At 56.4% G+C, this 17,695-nt stretch carries 14 protein-coding genes and 3 pseudogenes; 7 read left to right on the top strand and 10 right to left on the bottom strand.

Translation table 11 applies throughout. The features are described from left to right. The first annotated feature begins 2 nt into the window (after positions 1-2). The gene (locus ACA058_RS15155; protein ID WP_497639790.1) at positions 3-1,895 is read left to right on the top strand and encodes a sigma 54-interacting transcriptional regulator; all 1,893 of its coding nucleotides are present in this window, start codon (positions 3-5) and stop codon (positions 1,893-1,895) included. A gap of 190 nt (positions 1,896-2,085) precedes the next feature. On the opposite strand, the gene ACA058_RS15150 is transcribed toward ACA058_RS15155, so the two are convergent. The 6 genes from ACA058_RS15150 to ACA058_RS15125 form a co-directional block, all read right to left on the bottom strand. Beyond that, positions 2,086-2,970 (bottom strand): universal stress protein, encoded by an 885-nt coding sequence (locus ACA058_RS15150; RefSeq protein ID WP_497639789.1) that lies wholly within the window; start codon positions 2,968-2,970, stop codon positions 2,086-2,088. A 95-nt stretch (positions 2,971-3,065) separates the two neighbouring features. Further along, positions 3,066-3,971 carry a universal stress protein gene (locus ACA058_RS15145; protein WP_497639788.1) on the bottom strand — a complete coding sequence of 302 codons (906 nt, stop codon included), beginning with the start codon at positions 3,969-3,971 and terminating at the stop codon, positions 3,066-3,068. 144 nt (positions 3,972-4,115) lie between these two features. Continuing rightward, positions 4,116-5,039: a universal stress protein gene (locus ACA058_RS15140; RefSeq protein WP_497639787.1), complete on the bottom strand. Its 924-nt coding sequence runs from the start codon at positions 5,037-5,039 to the stop codon at positions 4,116-4,118. Between the two features lie 104 nt (positions 5,040-5,143). Continuing rightward, complete coding sequence (locus ACA058_RS15135; protein ID WP_497639785.1) at positions 5,144-6,331, bottom strand: MgtC/SapB family protein; 1,188 nt, start codon at positions 6,329-6,331, stop codon at positions 5,144-5,146. A 95-nt stretch (positions 6,332-6,426) separates the two neighbouring features. Then, positions 6,427-6,669: a hypothetical protein gene (locus tag ACA058_RS15130; RefSeq protein WP_497639784.1), complete on the bottom strand. Its 243-nt coding sequence runs from the start codon at positions 6,667-6,669 to the stop codon at positions 6,427-6,429. A 40-nt stretch (positions 6,670-6,709) separates the two neighbouring features. After that, entirely contained in the window at positions 6,710-7,783 is a 1,074-nt protein-coding gene (locus ACA058_RS15125) for an NAD(P)-dependent alcohol dehydrogenase (RefSeq protein WP_497639783.1), read from the bottom strand. A 275-nt stretch (positions 7,784-8,058) separates the two neighbouring features. On the opposite strand from ACA058_RS15125, the gene ACA058_RS15120 reads away from it, so the two are divergent. Further along, positions 8,059-8,979: a universal stress protein gene (locus ACA058_RS15120; protein ID WP_497639782.1), complete on the top strand. Its 921-nt coding sequence runs from the start codon at positions 8,059-8,061 to the stop codon at positions 8,977-8,979. Positions 8,980-9,158: 179 nt separating this feature from the next. Here ACA058_RS15120 and ACA058_RS15115 read toward each other — a convergent pair. Together ACA058_RS15115 and ACA058_RS15110 are read right to left on the bottom strand one after the other, a co-directional pair. Beyond that, positions 9,159-9,799: pseudogene (locus ACA058_RS15115) on the bottom strand (dTMP kinase). Between the two features lie 301 nt (positions 9,800-10,100). Beyond that, the gene (locus ACA058_RS15110) at positions 10,101-10,601 is read right to left on the bottom strand and encodes an Lrp/AsnC family transcriptional regulator (protein ID WP_497639781.1); all 501 of its coding nucleotides are present in this window, start codon (positions 10,599-10,601) and stop codon (positions 10,101-10,103) included. A 119-nt stretch (positions 10,602-10,720) separates the two neighbouring features. On the opposite strand from ACA058_RS15110, the gene ACA058_RS15105 reads away from it, so the two are divergent. The 3 genes from ACA058_RS15105 (at position 10,721) to ACA058_RS15095 (ending at position 14,451) form a co-directional block, all read left to right on the top strand. Further along, positions 10,721-11,755, top strand: a complete 1,035-nt coding sequence (locus ACA058_RS15105) for a histone deacetylase family protein (protein WP_497639780.1) — start codon at positions 10,721-10,723, stop codon at positions 11,753-11,755. 50 nt (positions 11,756-11,805) lie between these two features. Next, the gene (gene ocd, locus ACA058_RS15100) at positions 11,806-12,861 is read left to right on the top strand and encodes an ornithine cyclodeaminase (protein WP_497639779.1); all 1,056 of its coding nucleotides are present in this window, start codon (positions 11,806-11,808) and stop codon (positions 12,859-12,861) included. Between the two features lie 174 nt (positions 12,862-13,035). Then, positions 13,036-14,451: an amino acid permease gene (locus ACA058_RS15095; protein ID WP_497639778.1), complete on the top strand. Its 1,416-nt coding sequence runs from the start codon at positions 13,036-13,038 to the stop codon at positions 14,449-14,451. A 170-nt stretch (positions 14,452-14,621) separates the two neighbouring features. Here the strand turns inward: ACA058_RS15095 and ACA058_RS15090 are convergent, their stop codons facing one another. Both ACA058_RS15090 and ACA058_RS15085 read right to left on the bottom strand, forming a co-directional pair. Then, positions 14,622-15,695 carry an NAD(P)-dependent alcohol dehydrogenase gene (locus ACA058_RS15090; protein WP_497639777.1) on the bottom strand — a complete coding sequence of 358 codons (1,074 nt, stop codon included), beginning with the start codon at positions 15,693-15,695 and terminating at the stop codon, positions 14,622-14,624. 172 nt (positions 15,696-15,867) lie between these two features. Then, positions 15,868-16,089 (bottom strand): annotated as a pseudogene (locus ACA058_RS15085) (hypothetical protein); the annotation flags it as partial. Positions 16,090-16,280: 191 nt separating this feature from the next. Between ACA058_RS15085 and ACA058_RS15080 the strand changes: the two are divergent. Together ACA058_RS15080 and ACA058_RS15075 are read left to right on the top strand one after the other, a co-directional pair. Further along, a pseudogene (locus ACA058_RS15080) lies at positions 16,281-16,811 on the top strand (NADP-dependent oxidoreductase); the annotation flags it as partial. Positions 16,812-17,048: 237 nt separating this feature from the next. Beyond that, a complete protein-coding gene (locus ACA058_RS15075) occupies positions 17,049-17,666 on the top strand; it encodes a DJ-1/PfpI family protein (protein ID WP_497639936.1) in 618 nt (205 codons plus the stop codon). Positions 17,667-17,695: the final 29 nt, after the last annotated feature.

The raw sequence follows: 17,695 nt of genomic DNA, 5'->3' as shown, positions 1-17,695 counted from the left end.
CCATGACTAAATCAGACTCCCTCAATGGCTGGGCCGACCTGGCTTATTCGTCCCGGCACATGGTGTTCGAACATTGCGCGGAAGCCATTGCACTGCTCAATCCGTTTGCCGATCGGCTGGGCGACCTCAACATTGCCACCTGCAAATTGCTCGGCTACCCCCGCCAGGAGTTGCTGGAATTGCCGGTGAGCAAGTTGTTTGGCCATCAGCTCGCGGATCTGATTGTGTTTACCCAGGCCGTGATGGATAAGGGTCGTGGCTGGAGCGATGAGTTGAGCTGCAACTGCAAGAGCGGCGAGCGCATCGAGCTGGAAATCTCTGCCACCACCTTGCAGATTAAGGGCGAGCAACAGCTCATTCTGGTGATGCGGGAGCTCAGTCACGAGAAGTACCAGCGTGACCAGGCACACACCGAACGCACGATGCGCGGTGGGCTGATCGAGTGGCGCAATATCCTCAATCTTTTTGAGGAAACCGAACGCGATAACAAGCTACTGCTGAGTTCCGTGGGCGACGGTATCTACAGCATCAACAGCGAAGGGCTGGCTACATTCGTCAATCCGGCCGGGGCACGCATGCTGGGGTGGGAAGCCCAGGACATGATTGGCAAAAACATTCACCGCATTCACCACCACACCCACGCGGACGGCAGTCACTACCCAGTCGAAGAATGCCCGATTTACAAAGCCGTGCGCGATGGCGTAGTCCACGAGGGACGTCAGGAAATGTTCTGGCGCCGTGACGGCAGTTCCTTTCCAGTGGAATTTACTAGCACTCCTGTGATTTCCGATGGTCGCATCGTCGGCGCCGTTGTGGTTTTTCGCGACATCACCGATCGACGCACCACTGAAAATCAGCTACAAAGCGCCCTTGAAGAACTCAAGATGCTCAAAGATCGGCTCGAAGAACAAAATGCGTACCTGCAGGAAGAAATTCATATTGAACACAACTTTCGTGAAATCGTTGGCCAGAGTGAGCCGATCAAAAAAATCATCAAGCAAATCGACGTTGTTGCCCCCACTGATGCCAGCGTGCTGATCAATGGTGAGTCTGGTACTGGCAAAGAACTGATTGCCCGCGCCATCCACCAGGCCAGCCGTCGCAATGCCAACCCGTTGATCCGGGTTAATTGCGCAGCAATCCCTGCGGAATTGTTCGAGAGTGAGTTCTTCGGACATATTCGTGGCGCCTTTACCGGTGCAGTTCGGGATCGCGCCGGTCGTTTTGAACTGGCCGACGGCGGCACCCTGTTCCTCGACGAAATCGGCGAAATCCCCTTGGAATTGCAGAGCAAACTGCTTCGGGTTTTGCAGGAAGGCCAGTTCGAGCGAATCGGGGAAGAACGCACCCGGAAGGTCGATGTACGGATCATCGCCGCGACGAATCGCGATCTGCGTCAGGAGGTCGCCGCAAAGCATTTCCGTGAGGATCTGTACTTCCGACTCAACGTTTTTCCTATCAAGTCTCCTGCGCTATGTGAACGCCCGATTGATATTGCACCTCTAGCCGCTCACTTTCTCAAGCAAATCGGCAAACGTCTGAACATGCCGGGAAGGCGCCTACGCAACAGAGATATCGAGCGATTGCAACGCTATTCGTGGCCGGGCAATATTCGCGAACTGCAAAATGTCATCGAGCGCGCGTTGATCACGTCGATTGGAGCGGATTTAAACCTGGATTTACCGGATGAGTCGGGCGAGCAGAATTGCCCTTCTCCCGACATTGCTGGCCAGACCATATTTACTGATGCACAAATGCGCGAACTAGAGCGCAGCAATATGCAAGCCGCACTGGCCCTGGCAAAAGGCAAGCTTTTCGGTAAAGGAGGCGCCGCTGAAATCCTGGGAATCAAACCTACGACACTTGCCTCCCGACTCAAGCGATTGGATCTCTAAGAAGAGAACAACATTGACTCACCCGCCAGGGAGCGCATCTGCCGAAGTCATCTTGTCCGGTAGCAGTTACTGATTTAACTGGCGCACTGCCCTGCCATGTTGGTAGTTCAATGTCCCGCGTTCTTGCCCTGCACAGGCAACCTCAAGTACTTGACAGGCCTGTTGAAGCATCTGGCCCGGCACATTCGATCTATACCGCCAGAACGCAGCATGGCACCTGATAAAGAATGTGCTCGGTCGTGCTGCCCAGAAGCTTGTCCACCCCATGGCACTGTACTCTGCCCATCACGATCACATCCACGTTGTGCTCATTGGCAAACTCACTCAACGCCGTGACCGGATTTCCCTCAACGAAATGTCGATGGTCCGAGGGCACCCCGAATCGATCTGCCAACCCAAGGAAAGACGTTTCCAGGTCCCGGCGGAGCGCTTTGGTCAGGTCAGCGAGCGTCAGGCCACCCATGTCGGCAAGAAAAGCGGCCGAGATATCGCAGGCGTACAGCAAATGCAGCTCGGCATTGCACTGCATGGCAAGACTGCAAGCCTGCTTGATAATTCGCTCATTCAGCTCGCTGTTGGCTGACTCGATATCCGACACTTCGACTGCCGCTACAACCTTGCGGGGTAAAACGAATCCGCTCCCGCCCACCAGGTAAACTGGTACCGGGCAGTGACGTAGCAAGTGCCAGTCCAACGGGGTGAAGAAGGCCCGTTTCAGCGCGGACTCATGCTGAACCTCCTTGATCAACAAGTCGGGCTGCATGTCTGTGACGTGATCAATGATGTCTTGCTTCAGGTCCTCAGCCCAAGCCACCTCGGTGGTGACCTCGATCCCTCGACCTCGCAAATTCCCGGCCTGAGCCTTGAGCCAGTCGCGATGGTCCTGCAAGTAGCGCTCCCGAGCCAGTTCTCGATCGCCTTCTTCAAGCAGCGATAACCATTTGAACGAGGGGATCAGCGCCGCTATATGCAAACTCGCGCCGCTTGCCTTGGCCAGCGCTGCCGCATGATTCATGGCCGGGGAATGGCGCAAGGCCGGGTTGATGATCAGTAACAGACTTTGATACTGGCTCATGATAAATCTCCAGTGGGTTGGATATTCGATGCAAGCCGCCGCTGTAGACGTCCGCTATTTGCCACCAATGTCCATTGCCTTCCTCGGCCTGGAGGTCATGCCCGCGACCTGACTGCCAGAAGACTGCCTGGCACTGAGTACAGCGCTCGCTCCGTGTTGCTACCGATCAGCCGATCGACCCCCGCCCGGTGCACGGTGCCCATCACCACGACATCGGCCAGGTATTGCTCGACAAACTCACTGATTACCGGCACTGGCAATCCCATGACGAAATGCCGGCGCTCCGGTGGTACGCCGTAGCGCTCTGCCAGTGTGATGAACGCCTGGTGCAAGGATTGACGCAGCTCCTCTATGAAGTCTACACCCCACCCGCCCCCGGCCAATGGTGCATCGCCGTTGAATGCGGGTGATAAATCATAGGCGTATAGCAGGTGTAACGGCGCATCGCATTGCAGGGCCAGGGCGTTGGCGGTCTGGATGATGGTGTCGTTCAAACCGCTGATCTGTGTTGAGGGATCGAACGGATCCACTGCCGCCACGATTCGGTGCGGCAAGCTGTAACGCGCGTGGTTGACCAGATGCACGGGGATCGGGCATTCACGCAACAGGTGACAGTCAAGCGGGGTAATGAACACTCGCTTGAGCACAGGTTCAAGGGTTACGTCCTTGATCAACAGGTCGGGCTTCAAATCTTCGACCGTCTTCAGAATGTCCAGCAGCGGATGGGTGGTAAAGACGACTTTGACCGTCACTTCCAGCCCCAGCTCGCTGAGCCGATCGAACTCTTCGGCCTCCCAGCGACGGTAGCGATGCAAATAGCGCTGATGCTCCGCATCGTCGAGTTTTTCTTGCCATAAATGAACCACAGGCGCCGGTTCGACATAGGCCCTCACATCCAGGACAGCCCCGGCTGCCTTGGCCAATGCGGCGGCACGCAGTTGGGCAGGAGACTGATGCAGGGTTTGGTCAGCGATCAGCAGAAAACGTTGATATTGACCCATCACACACCTCCGTTCGACTCCGGCCATCGAGTGCCGGCATGTTTCAAGACTGCGCTCGTTCACTCTGCGCAGTTTGATTTACATCAATCACACGCAAACCAATGCCGCCGGCACAGCTGTCTGATCCAGATCCGATTCAAGCCCTCAGGATTGCAGCATTCTTCCGGGCTTTATCGCCAGCAAACTGCACGGCGCCCGATGCAGGAGTTGCTCGGCCGTGGTTCCCAGTAACTTGCTCATGCCCTTGTGCTGCACCGTGCCCATGACAATGATATCGGTGTGATGCTCGCCGACATAATCACAAATACCAGGCACGGGTGAACCCTCTATGTAGTGACGACGCTCTGGTGGTACGCCGTGGCGTTCAGCGATGGCGGCAAATGCCTCATGCTGGGCCGATCCCAACATTTCATAGATCCCGGTGGCCAGCGGCAATGCGCCAAAGCCCATGTCCTGGACGTATACCGCTGTCCAGTCATAGACATGCAGCAGCTCGAGACTGGCATCACAGACGGTGGCCAGTTTCGCCGCGGCGTCGATGATCTGGTCGTTGAACACGCGGTCCTGATCTTCATCGCGCAACACATCGATGATGGCCAGTACGTTGCGTGGCCGGGCATTCAGCGGCGTAGTCACCAGGTGCACCGGCACGGGACAATCGCGCAGCAGCTGCCAATCCAGCGGTGTGAAAAACACGCGCTTGAACGCCGGTTCTTCCTGGGCGTCCTTGATGATCAGTGCCAGCTCAATCTCATTGATGAAGTGAAGGATCTCCTCGTACGGATGCTGCACCCACACGACCTCGGTGGTGACCTCTACGCCATGCTTGCTCATCAAGTCGGCCTGATCCGCGAGCCATTGCCGATGGGTTTGCAGATAGCCGTCCCGGGCCAGGCTGAATTGTTGCGCAGCGAACAGCCCCGCCACCGCCAAGGCCTGTGAATAGTCGAACGCGACAATGTGCAACGGCAAATGCATCGCCAGCGCCAATGCCGCGGCACGGTCGAATGCCGGGGTTCGGGTCATGGCTGAGGGAGCGATCAAGAGTAACCGTTGAGTCTGCGACATGGGGCACCTCGGCGCGCGGCCATTTCAATTCAGTGGTAGAGCCACAGATTGATTGCTCCCTGTTCCCACCACTTGATTTTTGTCAATTACGTACGCGTTGTTCGTCAGTGCAGCCCCATGCCCGCCCACATCGCCAGGGTCAGCAAAACCTGGCCCGGGATCACGTAGGCGGCGAACCGCCGCCCGCCGCTGATCCACGCCACCACGCATTTACTGATGGAGTTGCTGCTGATCGCGATAAGCACAGGTCCGACAATGGCATCGAAAGGCAACTGACCGGACTTGGCCAGGGTGGCAATCGACGCCGTTGAAGCGTGCGCATCGGCAAAACCACTGAGCGTGGCTGTCAGCATCACCCCCACCTGGCCGAAATGACTGAGCATCACAGACGAAACAAAGGTGATGCCGGTCATGGTCAATGTGACGATCAAGGCCAGTTTGAGGTTGAACGCACCGCCGACCTTGATCGGCTGGTTGGCCCCGCTCGCCGGCCCGACGAACATCAGGCACAAGCCATATAACGCTGCCGCGACAGCGCCAGCTGTCAGGGGCCCCCACATGTGACGTAGCAAACCGGTATCGACCGCCCCCAGGATCAGGCCGACCTGAGTGACGGTAGCCATATTGGAAAGAACCGCGGCCGCGGCAATGACCTTCATTTTCTCGGGCTGCCGGGCGACGAGGTGGCCCATGGCGGCAATCGTCACGGTGCTGGAGGCAAACCCGGAGGCAATGGCGCTTATCGCATAACCGTACCGGGTGCCCAGGGTCCGAACTGCAATATGCCCAATGGCCCCCACCGCCATCAGCAGTACCGTCAGGCTGCAAATAGTGCGCAGATTGATCGCAGCGTAAGGGCCGATAAAGCGGTCCGGCGCCAAGGGCAGCACGACCAGCGCAGCAGTCAGCAGGATCAGTCCGTCACCCAACTCCGCTTCGGTCAATTGACTATGGGCAAAGTAATGCAGCTTCTTTCGATAGGCCAGCAGCCCTACTATCACCACGCCTATGGCAATCGCGAGCTCGGGGCTCGTGCCACAAAACGCCCCCAGTACCAACACCGCAAACAACGCCACCTCGCTGGTCACACCGGGGTCGTCGCTCAGGCTTCGCCAATATGCAACGGTGACGAGCACGCCCAGTGCGATGGCAATGATGCCTACCAGCAGGCTGCCACCGACCTGCATCGTCACATATCCCAACAACGCGGTAATCGCGTAGGTCCGTAAACCGGCACAAGCGCGGGTCTCCCCCTGCCCCTTGTGCCGTTCGCGTTCAAGACCGATGAGCATGCCAATCCCCAGCGCCGCAGCTGCACCTGCCAGCCGATGGTTTCGTTCATTGGGTTGTCATCTGCTTGAGTTGCGCCTCGCTCCGGCCCACATCGTTACTCCACGAGGTCGGCGCAGATCTGTTTGCCATTGGGGTAAGCAGTATGTCGGTAAGGTATCCATCTTGTGTCGTCTGCCGGGCCTGCGCTACCTGGCCAGACATGTGGCGCTTCGATACGTGCCTTGAGTTGGCCAACGAAGGCCTCAGCTTCTCCCAGACTGTTGAAGTTCACTTTCAAGGCGTCCATGCACACGACCCAGCAATGGCTTGCCGGTTTCTCCGTGATATCAATGTTCATAGAGTCCTCCTTACTGCTTCGAGAATCAGCGCGCACCGCCTCACGGCGTAATAGCGACCTTCATCACACCGTCTCGTTGGTGAGCAAACAATTCATAGGCCGCTTCAATATCATCGAGTTTGAAACGGTGGGTTACCAGCGGCGACAGGTCCACGCCTCCGCTCTGCACCACCGCCATCAAGCGCCTCATGCGCTCCTTGCCGCCCGGGCACAGGGTGGTGACAATGCTGTAGTCCCCCAACCCTGCAGCAAAGGCATCAAGGGGAATGCGCAGATCGCTGGAGTAGACGCCGAGGCTCGATAGTCGCCCCCCCGGACGCAGTACGCGCAGGGCGGATTCGAAAGTGCCTTGGGTGCCCAGTGCCTCGATGGACACATCGACACCACGGCCATCGGTCAGCGCCATGATCTGCTCGACCACGTTGCCGTCCTTGAAGTTGACGACATGGGTCGCGCCCAATTGTCGAGCAACGCTCATCCGCTCGGCAACGGCATCCACGCCAATGATCGTTGTCGCACCTTTGAGCCGTGCACCCGCCACCGCGCAGAGGCCGATGGGACCCAGGGCAAACACGGCAACGGTATCGCCGATATGCACCTCGCCGCGCTCTGCCCCGGAAAACCCGGTGGACATGATGTCCGGGCACATCAATACCTGCTCGTCACTGAGCCCGTCAGGAATCGGGCACAAATTGGCAAGGGCGTCCGGTACCAGCACGTACTCGGCCTGGCAGCCGTCAATGGTGTTGCCGAACTTCCAGCCGCCGGTAGCGCGAAAGCCATGGCGGGTGTCTGGTCCATCCTGGGAACCACAGCCACATAAACAAGCGTAACTTTGCCCGCTGGGCGTGATGGCACCGGCAATCACCCGCTGCCCCTCGACAAAACCACGCACCTGCGACCCCAGTCGCTCAATGACGCCCACTGGCTCGTGGCCCACGGTCAGCCCTCTGGCTACCGGATACTCACCGCGCAGGATGTGCACGTCGGTACCGCAGATGGTCGTGGTGGTGATACGGATCAATGCATCCAGCGGTCCGACTTCAGGCACGGGCTTGTCTTCCAACACGATCCGATTCTTTTCAACGAAAACAGCCGCTCTCATGGTTGCCATGGTGCTCCCTCATTTACCGTACGTAAGCCAACGTTCAGCACGAGCCCACAGACTGCGCCGGTGAGACGGACGAAAGATTGATCATGGTCAACAATTTCGTCACTGGCCGACGCACGGACAACCGCATGTCGGGCAACATCATCCTTCCCTCCTCCATTTGACAAAGATCAAACCCGTTGCCCCGGACAGGGGCAGGCTAAATACAAGGTTTCAGTGCCCAATCACGCCGCAACCATTGGGGCAAACCGTTGCGCGACACCTACCGGAGATTTGTCATGTCGGATCAATCACGTTTCATGCTGGTCGTCTCGCCGCTCATGCAAAACAGCCCTGCCTTCGACCGGGCCGCCGCACTGGCCAAGGCTTCGGATGCAGCGCTGCACATCGTCGCGTTCGACTATCTTGAAGGCCTGGCGACTGCCGCAATGGTCAACGAACAGGCGCTGGAACAGATGCGCCTGGGCTATGTCGAGCGCCATCGCCAATGGCTCGAAGACCAGGCCCGCCCCATGCGCAAGATCGGTGTGCACGTCACCACTGAAGTGGTCTGGGTGGAAAGGCCCTTGGAGGAAATCCTCATTCACCTCAGGGAACAGCCGATGACCGTGTTGATCAAGGCGCTGGAGCACGAATCCCGGCTGTCACGCCTGATGTTTACCCCACTGGATATCCACTTGCTGCGTGAATGCCCGGTGCCGCTGCATTTTGTCAGCCATATGCACCACGCATTGCCGCGCAGGATCGTCGCCGCTATCGACCCTTTTCATCGTGATGGCCAATACGAAGGCTTCAACGACAGGATTTTGCGCGAGGCAGCAAAACTGGCCACCACCTGCAACGCCGAGCTCGATGTGATCTACGCCCATGATCTTTCATCCATCAGCGCAGACGAGTTCGGTTTCAGCAATGGCTCGGCGTTTTTCTCCTCTGGTAAAGCCAAGACCCTGTTCGACGCGCAGGCGGACGCATTCCGGGATCTTTCTGAACGCAATGCAATCCCGCCGGAGCGCCAGCACATGATCATGGGCAATCCGGTCAAGGTGCTTTCCAGCTATGCGGGGGCTTATGACACTGATGTCATCGTCATGGGGCGCGTCGGTCACCGCGCCATGGAGCGGTTAGTCGGTAGCACCGTGGAACATCTGCTGTACAAACTGCCATGCAGCGTGTGGGTGGTTTCGCCAGAAGACATTTGAACGATGGATACTCGCCTGTCAAAAGAAATAGGAGGACACCTCCTCTGGTTTCGGGCCGGGTAAAGGCGTGATGAGCGGTATGAAAGTGCCCTTGCGGTTTCATCGGTATAGCAGTTCACAATCGCGAGGGCGGCCAAAACCGCGCCTATCCGATACGGAGCAATTCATTGATTTTTTTCTTAACCCGCCATTCCGACCGGGTCGGATGAGCATCGAAGGACTCTATAGATCTCAGAAATCACCTGCATCGTTGCGTCTTCGATCGTTCCTTCATTTCGGCATAAAACCCAGCCGTGATCTGCAATGCGCGCTCGAACGCCTTGGTACAAGCGACATGTTCTTCCAGCTTATGGATCACAGTGCTGCTCAGCCAGCGCCGTCGTGCCGCTGCCCTCGCTCATGAAACATCAGGGGCGGTGACAACCCCGACATGCAGGTCTGGCACTCGGACGTTTCGATCAATGTTCAACTGTAGAATCTCTGCAAACGGGAGTATCCGGCGGAACGCGGCATCAGACGGGTACCAGCGATCGATCAAGATGATGCTGCCTGGTGGCTGTTTAGCCAGCACGTGCTGGGAAATCCAGGTACGGCTTTCAGCAAGGCGCTCACAAACCCTCAACTCCAAATCCCGTGTGGGATTTCTGACGAGTTTGTTAACGAGGGCCATTGTTTCACCCCTATAGGGATCGCTTTTACTCTCGCAAAGTCGGATCACTTTGTTGTTGTCTGCCCTCAGTACTTTCGTAACGGCCTCCAACAGTGTGGTTTTGCCGGTTCCCTTGGGCCCATCTAGAGAAACAAACAGCGGACGATTCATTCTTCAAACAACGATTGATATACGGTTTTTTTTGCCCGGTTCGTTCGCTGAAACCGCTTGGCGCGACTACGCGAATCGAGTGGAGGGCCCTTATGAGCAGACATAGATGAACACTCTAACCTGGTTCCTGGCTAACGGGTCTCAAAATCCAGGGTTAGAGCCGCTTATAAACATCGGTCATCGCCCATATGTTAAATCATGTATCTGGAATCCCACACCGTCACCGCATGGATGGGATCAATAGAATTGCGCAAGTACAATTTTGCCTAAGCCCTGAAAAGTCGTCCTGCCCCCTGTCCTCTCATTCCTTGCTCAACTTGGGTATCGCAATTCGGCTACTGGTCTTGACCTCGCGTAAAGCCAGACTGGACTGAATGGACGCGATACCCACCTGACGCCTCAGCACCTGTTCGATAAAGTCACTGTAGCTATCAAGATCCTCTGCCAACACTTGCAGCACGTAATCGGAATCACCGGTGATCTTGTAACAGGACAACACTTCGGGCAATTGCGCGATCACTGCTTCGAAAGCGTCCGGAGCATGATCGGCGTGGGTTGAAAAGCGGATGTGCACGAACGCCATGATATCCAGCCCCAACATGCGTCGATCGAGGTTGGCCTGATAGCCCTTGATTACACCCGCTTCCTCCATTCTTTTACGCCGTCGCCAGCAAGGCGTCAGGCTTAACGACAGGCGCTCACTGAGCTCGGCGTTGGAAATACTCGCATCGTCCTGCAGCAACGCAAGAATAGCCAGGTCGGTTTCGTCGAGACTGATGCGTTTGGATAATTTTTTCTGCATTACGCAATTCCTGAGTAAAAACGCCCGAAGAATCTAGCAAGCCGCAAACAGAAAGCAAAGAAATAGCATCCCGACCAGAACAGAATATTTGCACTGGCTCACATTAACGGATGCGCAGAATGTTTACAGTCTTCAGTGATTCCCATCGATTGCACCACGGTACAGAATTGAAAGACGGCGTGCTCAAGCCCTCGTTCGAACAACCCAGCCGGGCCGATACCGTCCATAACCGCGTCAAGCAAGTAGGCCTTGGCCAGGTCGTCGAACCTCGCGCGTTTGACCGCTCTTGTTACGTCAACGCGCACAGTGAGCGCTATGTCAGCTTTCTGGAAAGTGCATGGTCGCAATGGTGCGCAACCGGACGTACCCACGATGCCCTGCCACTGGTATGGCCAGTGCGCGATCTGGCCAACGAGCAGGTGCCAACGTTCATCGATGGCAAGCTCGGTTTCTTCGCCATGGACGCCGGCTCCCCGATTACCGCGACCACATGGCAAGCCGTAAAGACTAGCGCAGACATAGCCCTCACCGGCCTGGCGCTGATCGATGAAGGTCATGACAGTGCATTTGCCCTGTGCCGTCCGCCCGGCCATCACGCAGCACGAGAATACATGGGCGGCTATTGCTATCTCAACAACGCCGCCATTGCCGCTCAACAGGCCATTACCCGAGGCGCCAAACGTGTCGCGGTACTGGACGTCGACTTCCATCATGGCAACGGCACCCAAAACATCTTCTACGGGCGCAGTGACGTCATGTTTGTCTCGCTGCACGGCGAACCCACGGTGTCTTATCCGTACTACTCAGGCTTCAGTCACGAAGTCGGCGCCGGCTACGGCGAAGGTTACAACCTCAACTACCCATTGCCCAAAAACACTACCTGGGAAAGCTACCGCAACGCCCTGCTCCATGCCTGCAAAAAACTTGAGCAATTCGCCCCTGAAGTGCTGGTTATTTCACTCGGCGTGGACACGTTCAAGGACGACCCCATCAGCCACTTCCTGCTGGAAAGCGAAGATTTCATCGGCATCGGCGAGCTGATAGCGGGTGTGGGCTGTCCCACCCTGTTCGTGATGGAAGGCGGCTATATGGTCGATGAAATCGGAATCAATGCAGTCAACGTGCTGCATGGTTTCGAGAGCAAACGCGCCTGAGCCATCCCCTGCCCCACAACGTTGTTACTACTGAACCGGAGAATAAAAACATGACTCTTTTTATAGACGTCGATCATGCCGCACGCTTGTTCGCCAAGGTGGGAATCCGCCGGGCAATTCGCGAAATGGCAGATTACATCGAAGCCGACTATTCGCGTTGGGCGCAGTTTGATAAGTCGCCGCGCACCGCAAATCATTCGAACGACGGTGTGATCGAGTTGATGCCGACCGATGATGGCCAACAGTATTCTTTCAAATACGTGAATGGCCACCCGGACAATGGTCAAAGGAACTTGCTGACAGTCATGGCTTTCGGTGTTCTGGCCGATGTCCACAGCGGCTATCCAACGCTGCTCAGTGAACTGACGCTGACCACAGCCGTGCGCACCGCCGCGACCTCTGCCTTGGTCGCGAAATCCCTGGCGCGCCCAGATGCAAACGTCATGGCAATCATCGGCAATGGCGCCCAGAGCGAATTTCAGGCCCTCGCCTTCCATGAAATGCTGTCCATCAAGGAACTACGCATTTTTGATATCGATCGTGACGCCTCGCTTAAGTTAAAACACAACCTGTCCGCATTCCCGGATATTGAGGTGATCCTGGCCAGCTCGGTACAGGAAGCGGTCAAGGGCGCGCACATCGTCACCACAGTCACCGCAGACAAAGCCTATGCAACGATTCTGACGCCCGAAATGATCGAACCCGGCATGCATATCAATGCCGTCGGCGGTGACTGTCCGGGGAAAACCGAGCTCCACGCGCAGATTCTGCGCAATGCCCGAGTCATCGTTGAATTTGAACCTCAGACCCGAATTGAAGGCGATATTCAACAACTGGAGGCCGACTTTCCTGTCGTCGAGTTCTTCCGGATTGTTCTGGGCGAAGTACCGGGGCGCGAGAACGACGCACAGGTCACCGTTTTCGATTCGGTTGGCTTTGCCCTCGAAGACTTTTCGTCATTGCGCTACGTGCACGACCTGGCGCGCGAGCATGCCATCGGTGAGCGCATCCACCTGGTGCCGACGCCGGCCAACATAAAAAACCTCTACCAACTGCTCGAACAGCCGCTGGCCATCGCTCCCTCGCGCCTGCGCACAGTCTGCTGATAGCCCAAAGGTGATGCCCCAGAGCATGGAGCCAAGGGGCCCCGCACCTTGCTCGCAGACGAGAAACCCTGCCACCTGCAAACAAGCAACGTCAGTAGCCGTGACGTCTCTAACAAGAACCTAGACATCCACTTTCTGCCAAAACTCAAAAACATAAAATCAAGAGGTTTTGTAATGAAAACGACTCCGTCCGGGCTGCCTGAACAGCCCGCGCTGCAGCGCACCCTCAGCAATCGTCACATTCAGTTAATGGCCATGGGAGGAGCCATCGGAACGGGCCTGTTCATGGGCTCCGGGAAGATCATCGCCCTCTCCGGCACGTCGATCATCCTCATCTACATGATCATCGGCCTGTTCGTCTACTTCGTCATGCGCGCCATGGGCGAACTGTTGCTCTCCAACTTGAACTTCAAAAGCTTCGCCGATTTTGCCGGTGCCTACCTTGGCCCGCGAGCGGCATTTTTTCTCGGCTGGTCGTACTGGCTAAGCTGGAGTGTCGCGGTTGTCGGCGATGCAGTAGTAGTCGGTGGGTTCTTTCAATACTGGTTCCCTGATTTGCCCGCCTGGATACCGGCCATCGGCATGCTAATGACGCTGTTCGCCTTGAACGTACTGACTGTCAGGCTTTTCGGTGAGGTGGAGTTCTGGTTCGCGATCATCAAGATCATTGCCGTCGTCACTTTGATTGGCGTCAGCATGGTGCTGATTGCCAGCTCGTTTGTATCGCCCAATGGCGTCACCGCATCCCTGAACCACTTGCTGGATAAACAGGCAGCGTTCCCCAACGGCCTTTTCGGTTTCTTTGCCGGTTTCCAGATGGCAATTTTCTCCTTCGCGGGCACCGAGTTGATCGGCACCGCCGCCGCCGAAACCCGTTCCCCCGAGAAGACCCTGCCTAAAGCCATCAACTCGATTCCGCTAAGAATCATCCTGTTTTATGTACTGGCACTGGCCTGCATTATTGCAGTGACTTCCTGGCAACAGGTTTCACCCAACAAGAGCCCATTCGTCGAACTGTTCCTGGTCGCAGGGTTTCCCGCAGCAGCAGGTATCGTCAACTTTGTGGTGCTGACGTCTGCCGCCTCATCGGCCAACAGTGGCGTATTTTCATCCAGCCGCATGCTGTTTGGACTGGCCAGTCACGACAATGCACCAAGGATTTTCCAGCGCTTGTCGGGCAATAGCGTACCTCTGCTAAGTTTGGCATTCACCACGCTGTTGATGCTGGTGGGGATACTGTTGCTGTTCATCGTTCCGGAAGTCATGACAGCGTTCACCATCGTCTCCACCGTGTCCGCGATCCTGGTGATTTTCACTTGGTCGACCATTCTGGCTTCTTACATCGCGTACCGCAAAACGCGACCCGACTTACACGCGAAATCTCGTTACAAGATGCCTGGAGGCCTACCGATGGCGTGGCTCTCTCTGGCATTCCTTGCCTTCGTGCTATCGTTACTTGCCCTTCGGCCAGATACCCGGCTTGCGCTTTGCGTGATGCCCGCATGGTTCATCTGGCTGGCGATCGCCTACCAACTCTCGCATTTCAGGAAGAGGAACTTGGTTAACCTTACAGCGAGATCCAATAACTGAAATCTGCGCCGTTCGCTTCAGGGCATGGTCAACGTACTCTGTCAAAGATCCTGCTTTATTTACAAACTGATAGTGCTGATAGCGACCGACCGGCCACTATCAGCCCTGGAAGTCACGCCGCTGTCCAGGCACCCGGCATCCATTGCCTGACGGGCAAGACGCAGCAGCTTTCAAGGCGTTATCGCAACCTTCATCACTCCATCGCGTTGGTGAGAAAAAAGCTCATACGCCGCTTCGATGTCATCCAGCTTGTAGCGATGAGTCACCAGCGGCGACAAGTCGACCCCGCCACTTTCCACCACCGCCATCAAGCGCCGCATGCGTTCTTTGCCTCCGGGGCACAATGTCGTGATGATGCTGTAGTCCCCCAGACCGGCAGCGAAAGCGTCGAGTGGAATTCGCAGGTCACTGGAGTAAACCCCCAGGCTGGAAAGCCGACCACCCGGACGCAAAATCCGTAGTGCCGATTCAAACGTTCCCTGGGTGCCCAAAGCTTCGATGGACACATCGACACCACGCCCATCGGTCAGGGCCATGATCTGTTCAACCACGTCACCGTCCTTGAAATTGACCACATGGGTAGCGCCCAGTTGTTTGGCGACGCTCATGCGTTCGGCGACTGCATCGACGCCGATAATCATGGTGGCGCCTTTAAGGCGTGCACCGGCCACCGCGCACAGCCCGATTGGCCCCAGGGCGAACACCGCGACGGTATCGCCGATTTCCACCCCGCCTCGCTCGGCTCCGGAAAATCCGGTGGACATGATGTCCGGGCACATCAGCACTTGTTCGTCAGAAAGACCGTCCGGTATCGGACATAGATTAGCCGACGCATCCGGCACCAATACGTATTCAGCCTGGCAACCATCAATGATATTGCCGAACTTCCAGCCACCGGTGGCCCGAAAGCCGTGCCGGGTATCCGTGCCATCCTGTGAACCACAGCCGCACAGGCAGGCGTAACTCTGTCCACTGGGGGTAATCGCGCCGGCGATCACCCGCTGGCCTTCGACAAAACCGCGCACCTGCGAACCGATCCGCTCGATGATGCCGACCGGTTCATGACCGACTGTCAGGCCCTTGGCTACAGGGTATTCGCCACGCAGGATATGCACGTCGGTACCACAGATCGTGGTGGTCGTGATGCGAACCAGAGCATCAAGCGGCCCGACTTCGGGGATAGGTTTGTCGTCGAGCACTATCCGGTTTTTTTCGACGAATATTGCGGCTTTCATGGTGGCCATGGTGATCCCTCCTGATCAGTGCTGCGATTGAGTTCAGCACGAAAACCGGACTCTGCCGGATTGCCTGATCAAAGGCGGCGGCGCTGCAGCAAACGCTCAAGCGCTTCAAACTCGGTCGGTTTCATGATCCTGTCTCCATTGATGAAAGCTGATACCAGGAACGAGCCATCACCTAATTGCCCGCAACCATGTAGGTGTTCCCCTGCCGTTCGCTAATTGGCGACAACGCCAATGACGCTTTTATCTCTGCGTGGCAGACCTCGAGTATTTCATCAGCGAGGGATGAATCATCTGGGCAGGCGCGCGACAACATGACCGCACCGATTGCATGCGCCAGCATGTCGATCATTTTTGCTCGCACGCCTTCCTGCGGCGCGTCTTGACCTGCCTTGTACAGCCGAACGCTATCAGGTCGAGGCGTGATCATCGTGTCACAGGCGCTGGCGGGCAGTTCTCGATGTATAAGCGCCTGTAATACACAGTCTCACCTGGATGCCCAACGACGTGTTCCGCTCGTTGTACCGGGGCACGCAACGATATGCGCATCCCGCCATTCCCATTTGTAGCTATGAGAGCTGAATCATCATGAAGGCATTTTTTATCGATCGCTACGGCAAGAATAATGGACGTATTGGCGAGTTGCCCGACCCTGAAGTCGGTATTCACGACGTTCTGGTTCAAGTGCATGCCACCAGCGTCAACGTACTGGATTCGAAAATCAGTAAAGGCGAATTCAAACTGATCTTGCCGTATTCATTTCCCTTGGTATTGGGCAATGACCTGGCCGGCGTCGTGGTGCGTGTGGGCTCTGGTGTGCGGCAATTCAAGCCAGGTGACGAAGTCTATGCGCGCCCTCCCGAGGAGCGCATGGGTACCTTCGCCGAGCTTATCGCGGTGAAGGAAAATGCTCTCGCACTGAAACCCGAAAATATCAGCATGGACGAAGCCGCCTCCCTTCCTTTGGTAGCTCTGACGGCCTGGCAGGTGCTGGTGGAAACAGCCAGATTGAAGAAAGGGCAGAAGGTCTTTATCCACGCCGGTTCCGGTGGCGTCGGCACCATCGCCATCCAGCTTACCAAGTATCTGGGCGCCTTTGTTGCGACAACCACCAGTACAAACACGAACGAGGAAGAGCCAAAGGTAAGGTAATCATTAAGCTCATATGACTCCATAACCGGCCAGGTTACTTTTTAAACCTTGTATCTGGCATTTCTTACGGAATGTATCCATTACAATTTTTTGATTGTCATGATCTTCAGCCATAGCATGGATTTGCGCCATCGGTTTGGGGAGCGCCATCGACTTCACATGGATCTGCCTGATGCCTGGTCCATCCAAGAGGAAGAAGCCATCATGCACATCGCAATCTTGACCTTTGAAGGCTACAACGAACTCGACTCGCTGATTGCCCTGGGCATTTTGAATCGAATCAAGAAGCCAGACTGGCGTGTCTCAATTGCCAGCCCAACTGACAGAGTTCGCTCCATGAACGGGGTTGTCATCGAATCCCACGTGTCCCTGCGAGAAGCGAGTGAGGCTGACGCCGTCATCGTTGGCAGTGGCAGGCAAACCCGGGAGGTGGTCGCCGATCCTGCGCTCATGGCGCAGTTGCAGCTTGATCCTGGCCGGCAACTCCTGGGTGCCCAATGCTCCGGGACTTTGATCCTGGCAAAACTCGGGTTGCTCAAAGACGTCCCCGCTTGCACCGATTTGACGACGAAACCCTGGGTTCAGGAAGCAGGGATCGACGTCCTCAATCAGGCTTTTTTTGCCAATGGCAACATCGCTACCGCGGGTGGCTGTCTCGCATCCCAATACTTGGCCACCTGGATTATCGCAAGGCTGGAAGGCATCGATGCCGCGCAAAGCGCGCTCCACTACGTCGCGCCGGTCGGCGAGAAAGAAGACTACGTTTCCCGCGCCATGCGCAATATCACCCCTTATTTGCCATCTGAAAAAATCGCCGTCTAACCCAGATGTATCAAAGGAAAATTCGGCGG

It is taken from the genome of Pseudomonas sp. LBUM1649 (assembly GCF_059716155.1).
This window is presented reverse-complemented; position numbering and strand designations above follow the sequence as displayed.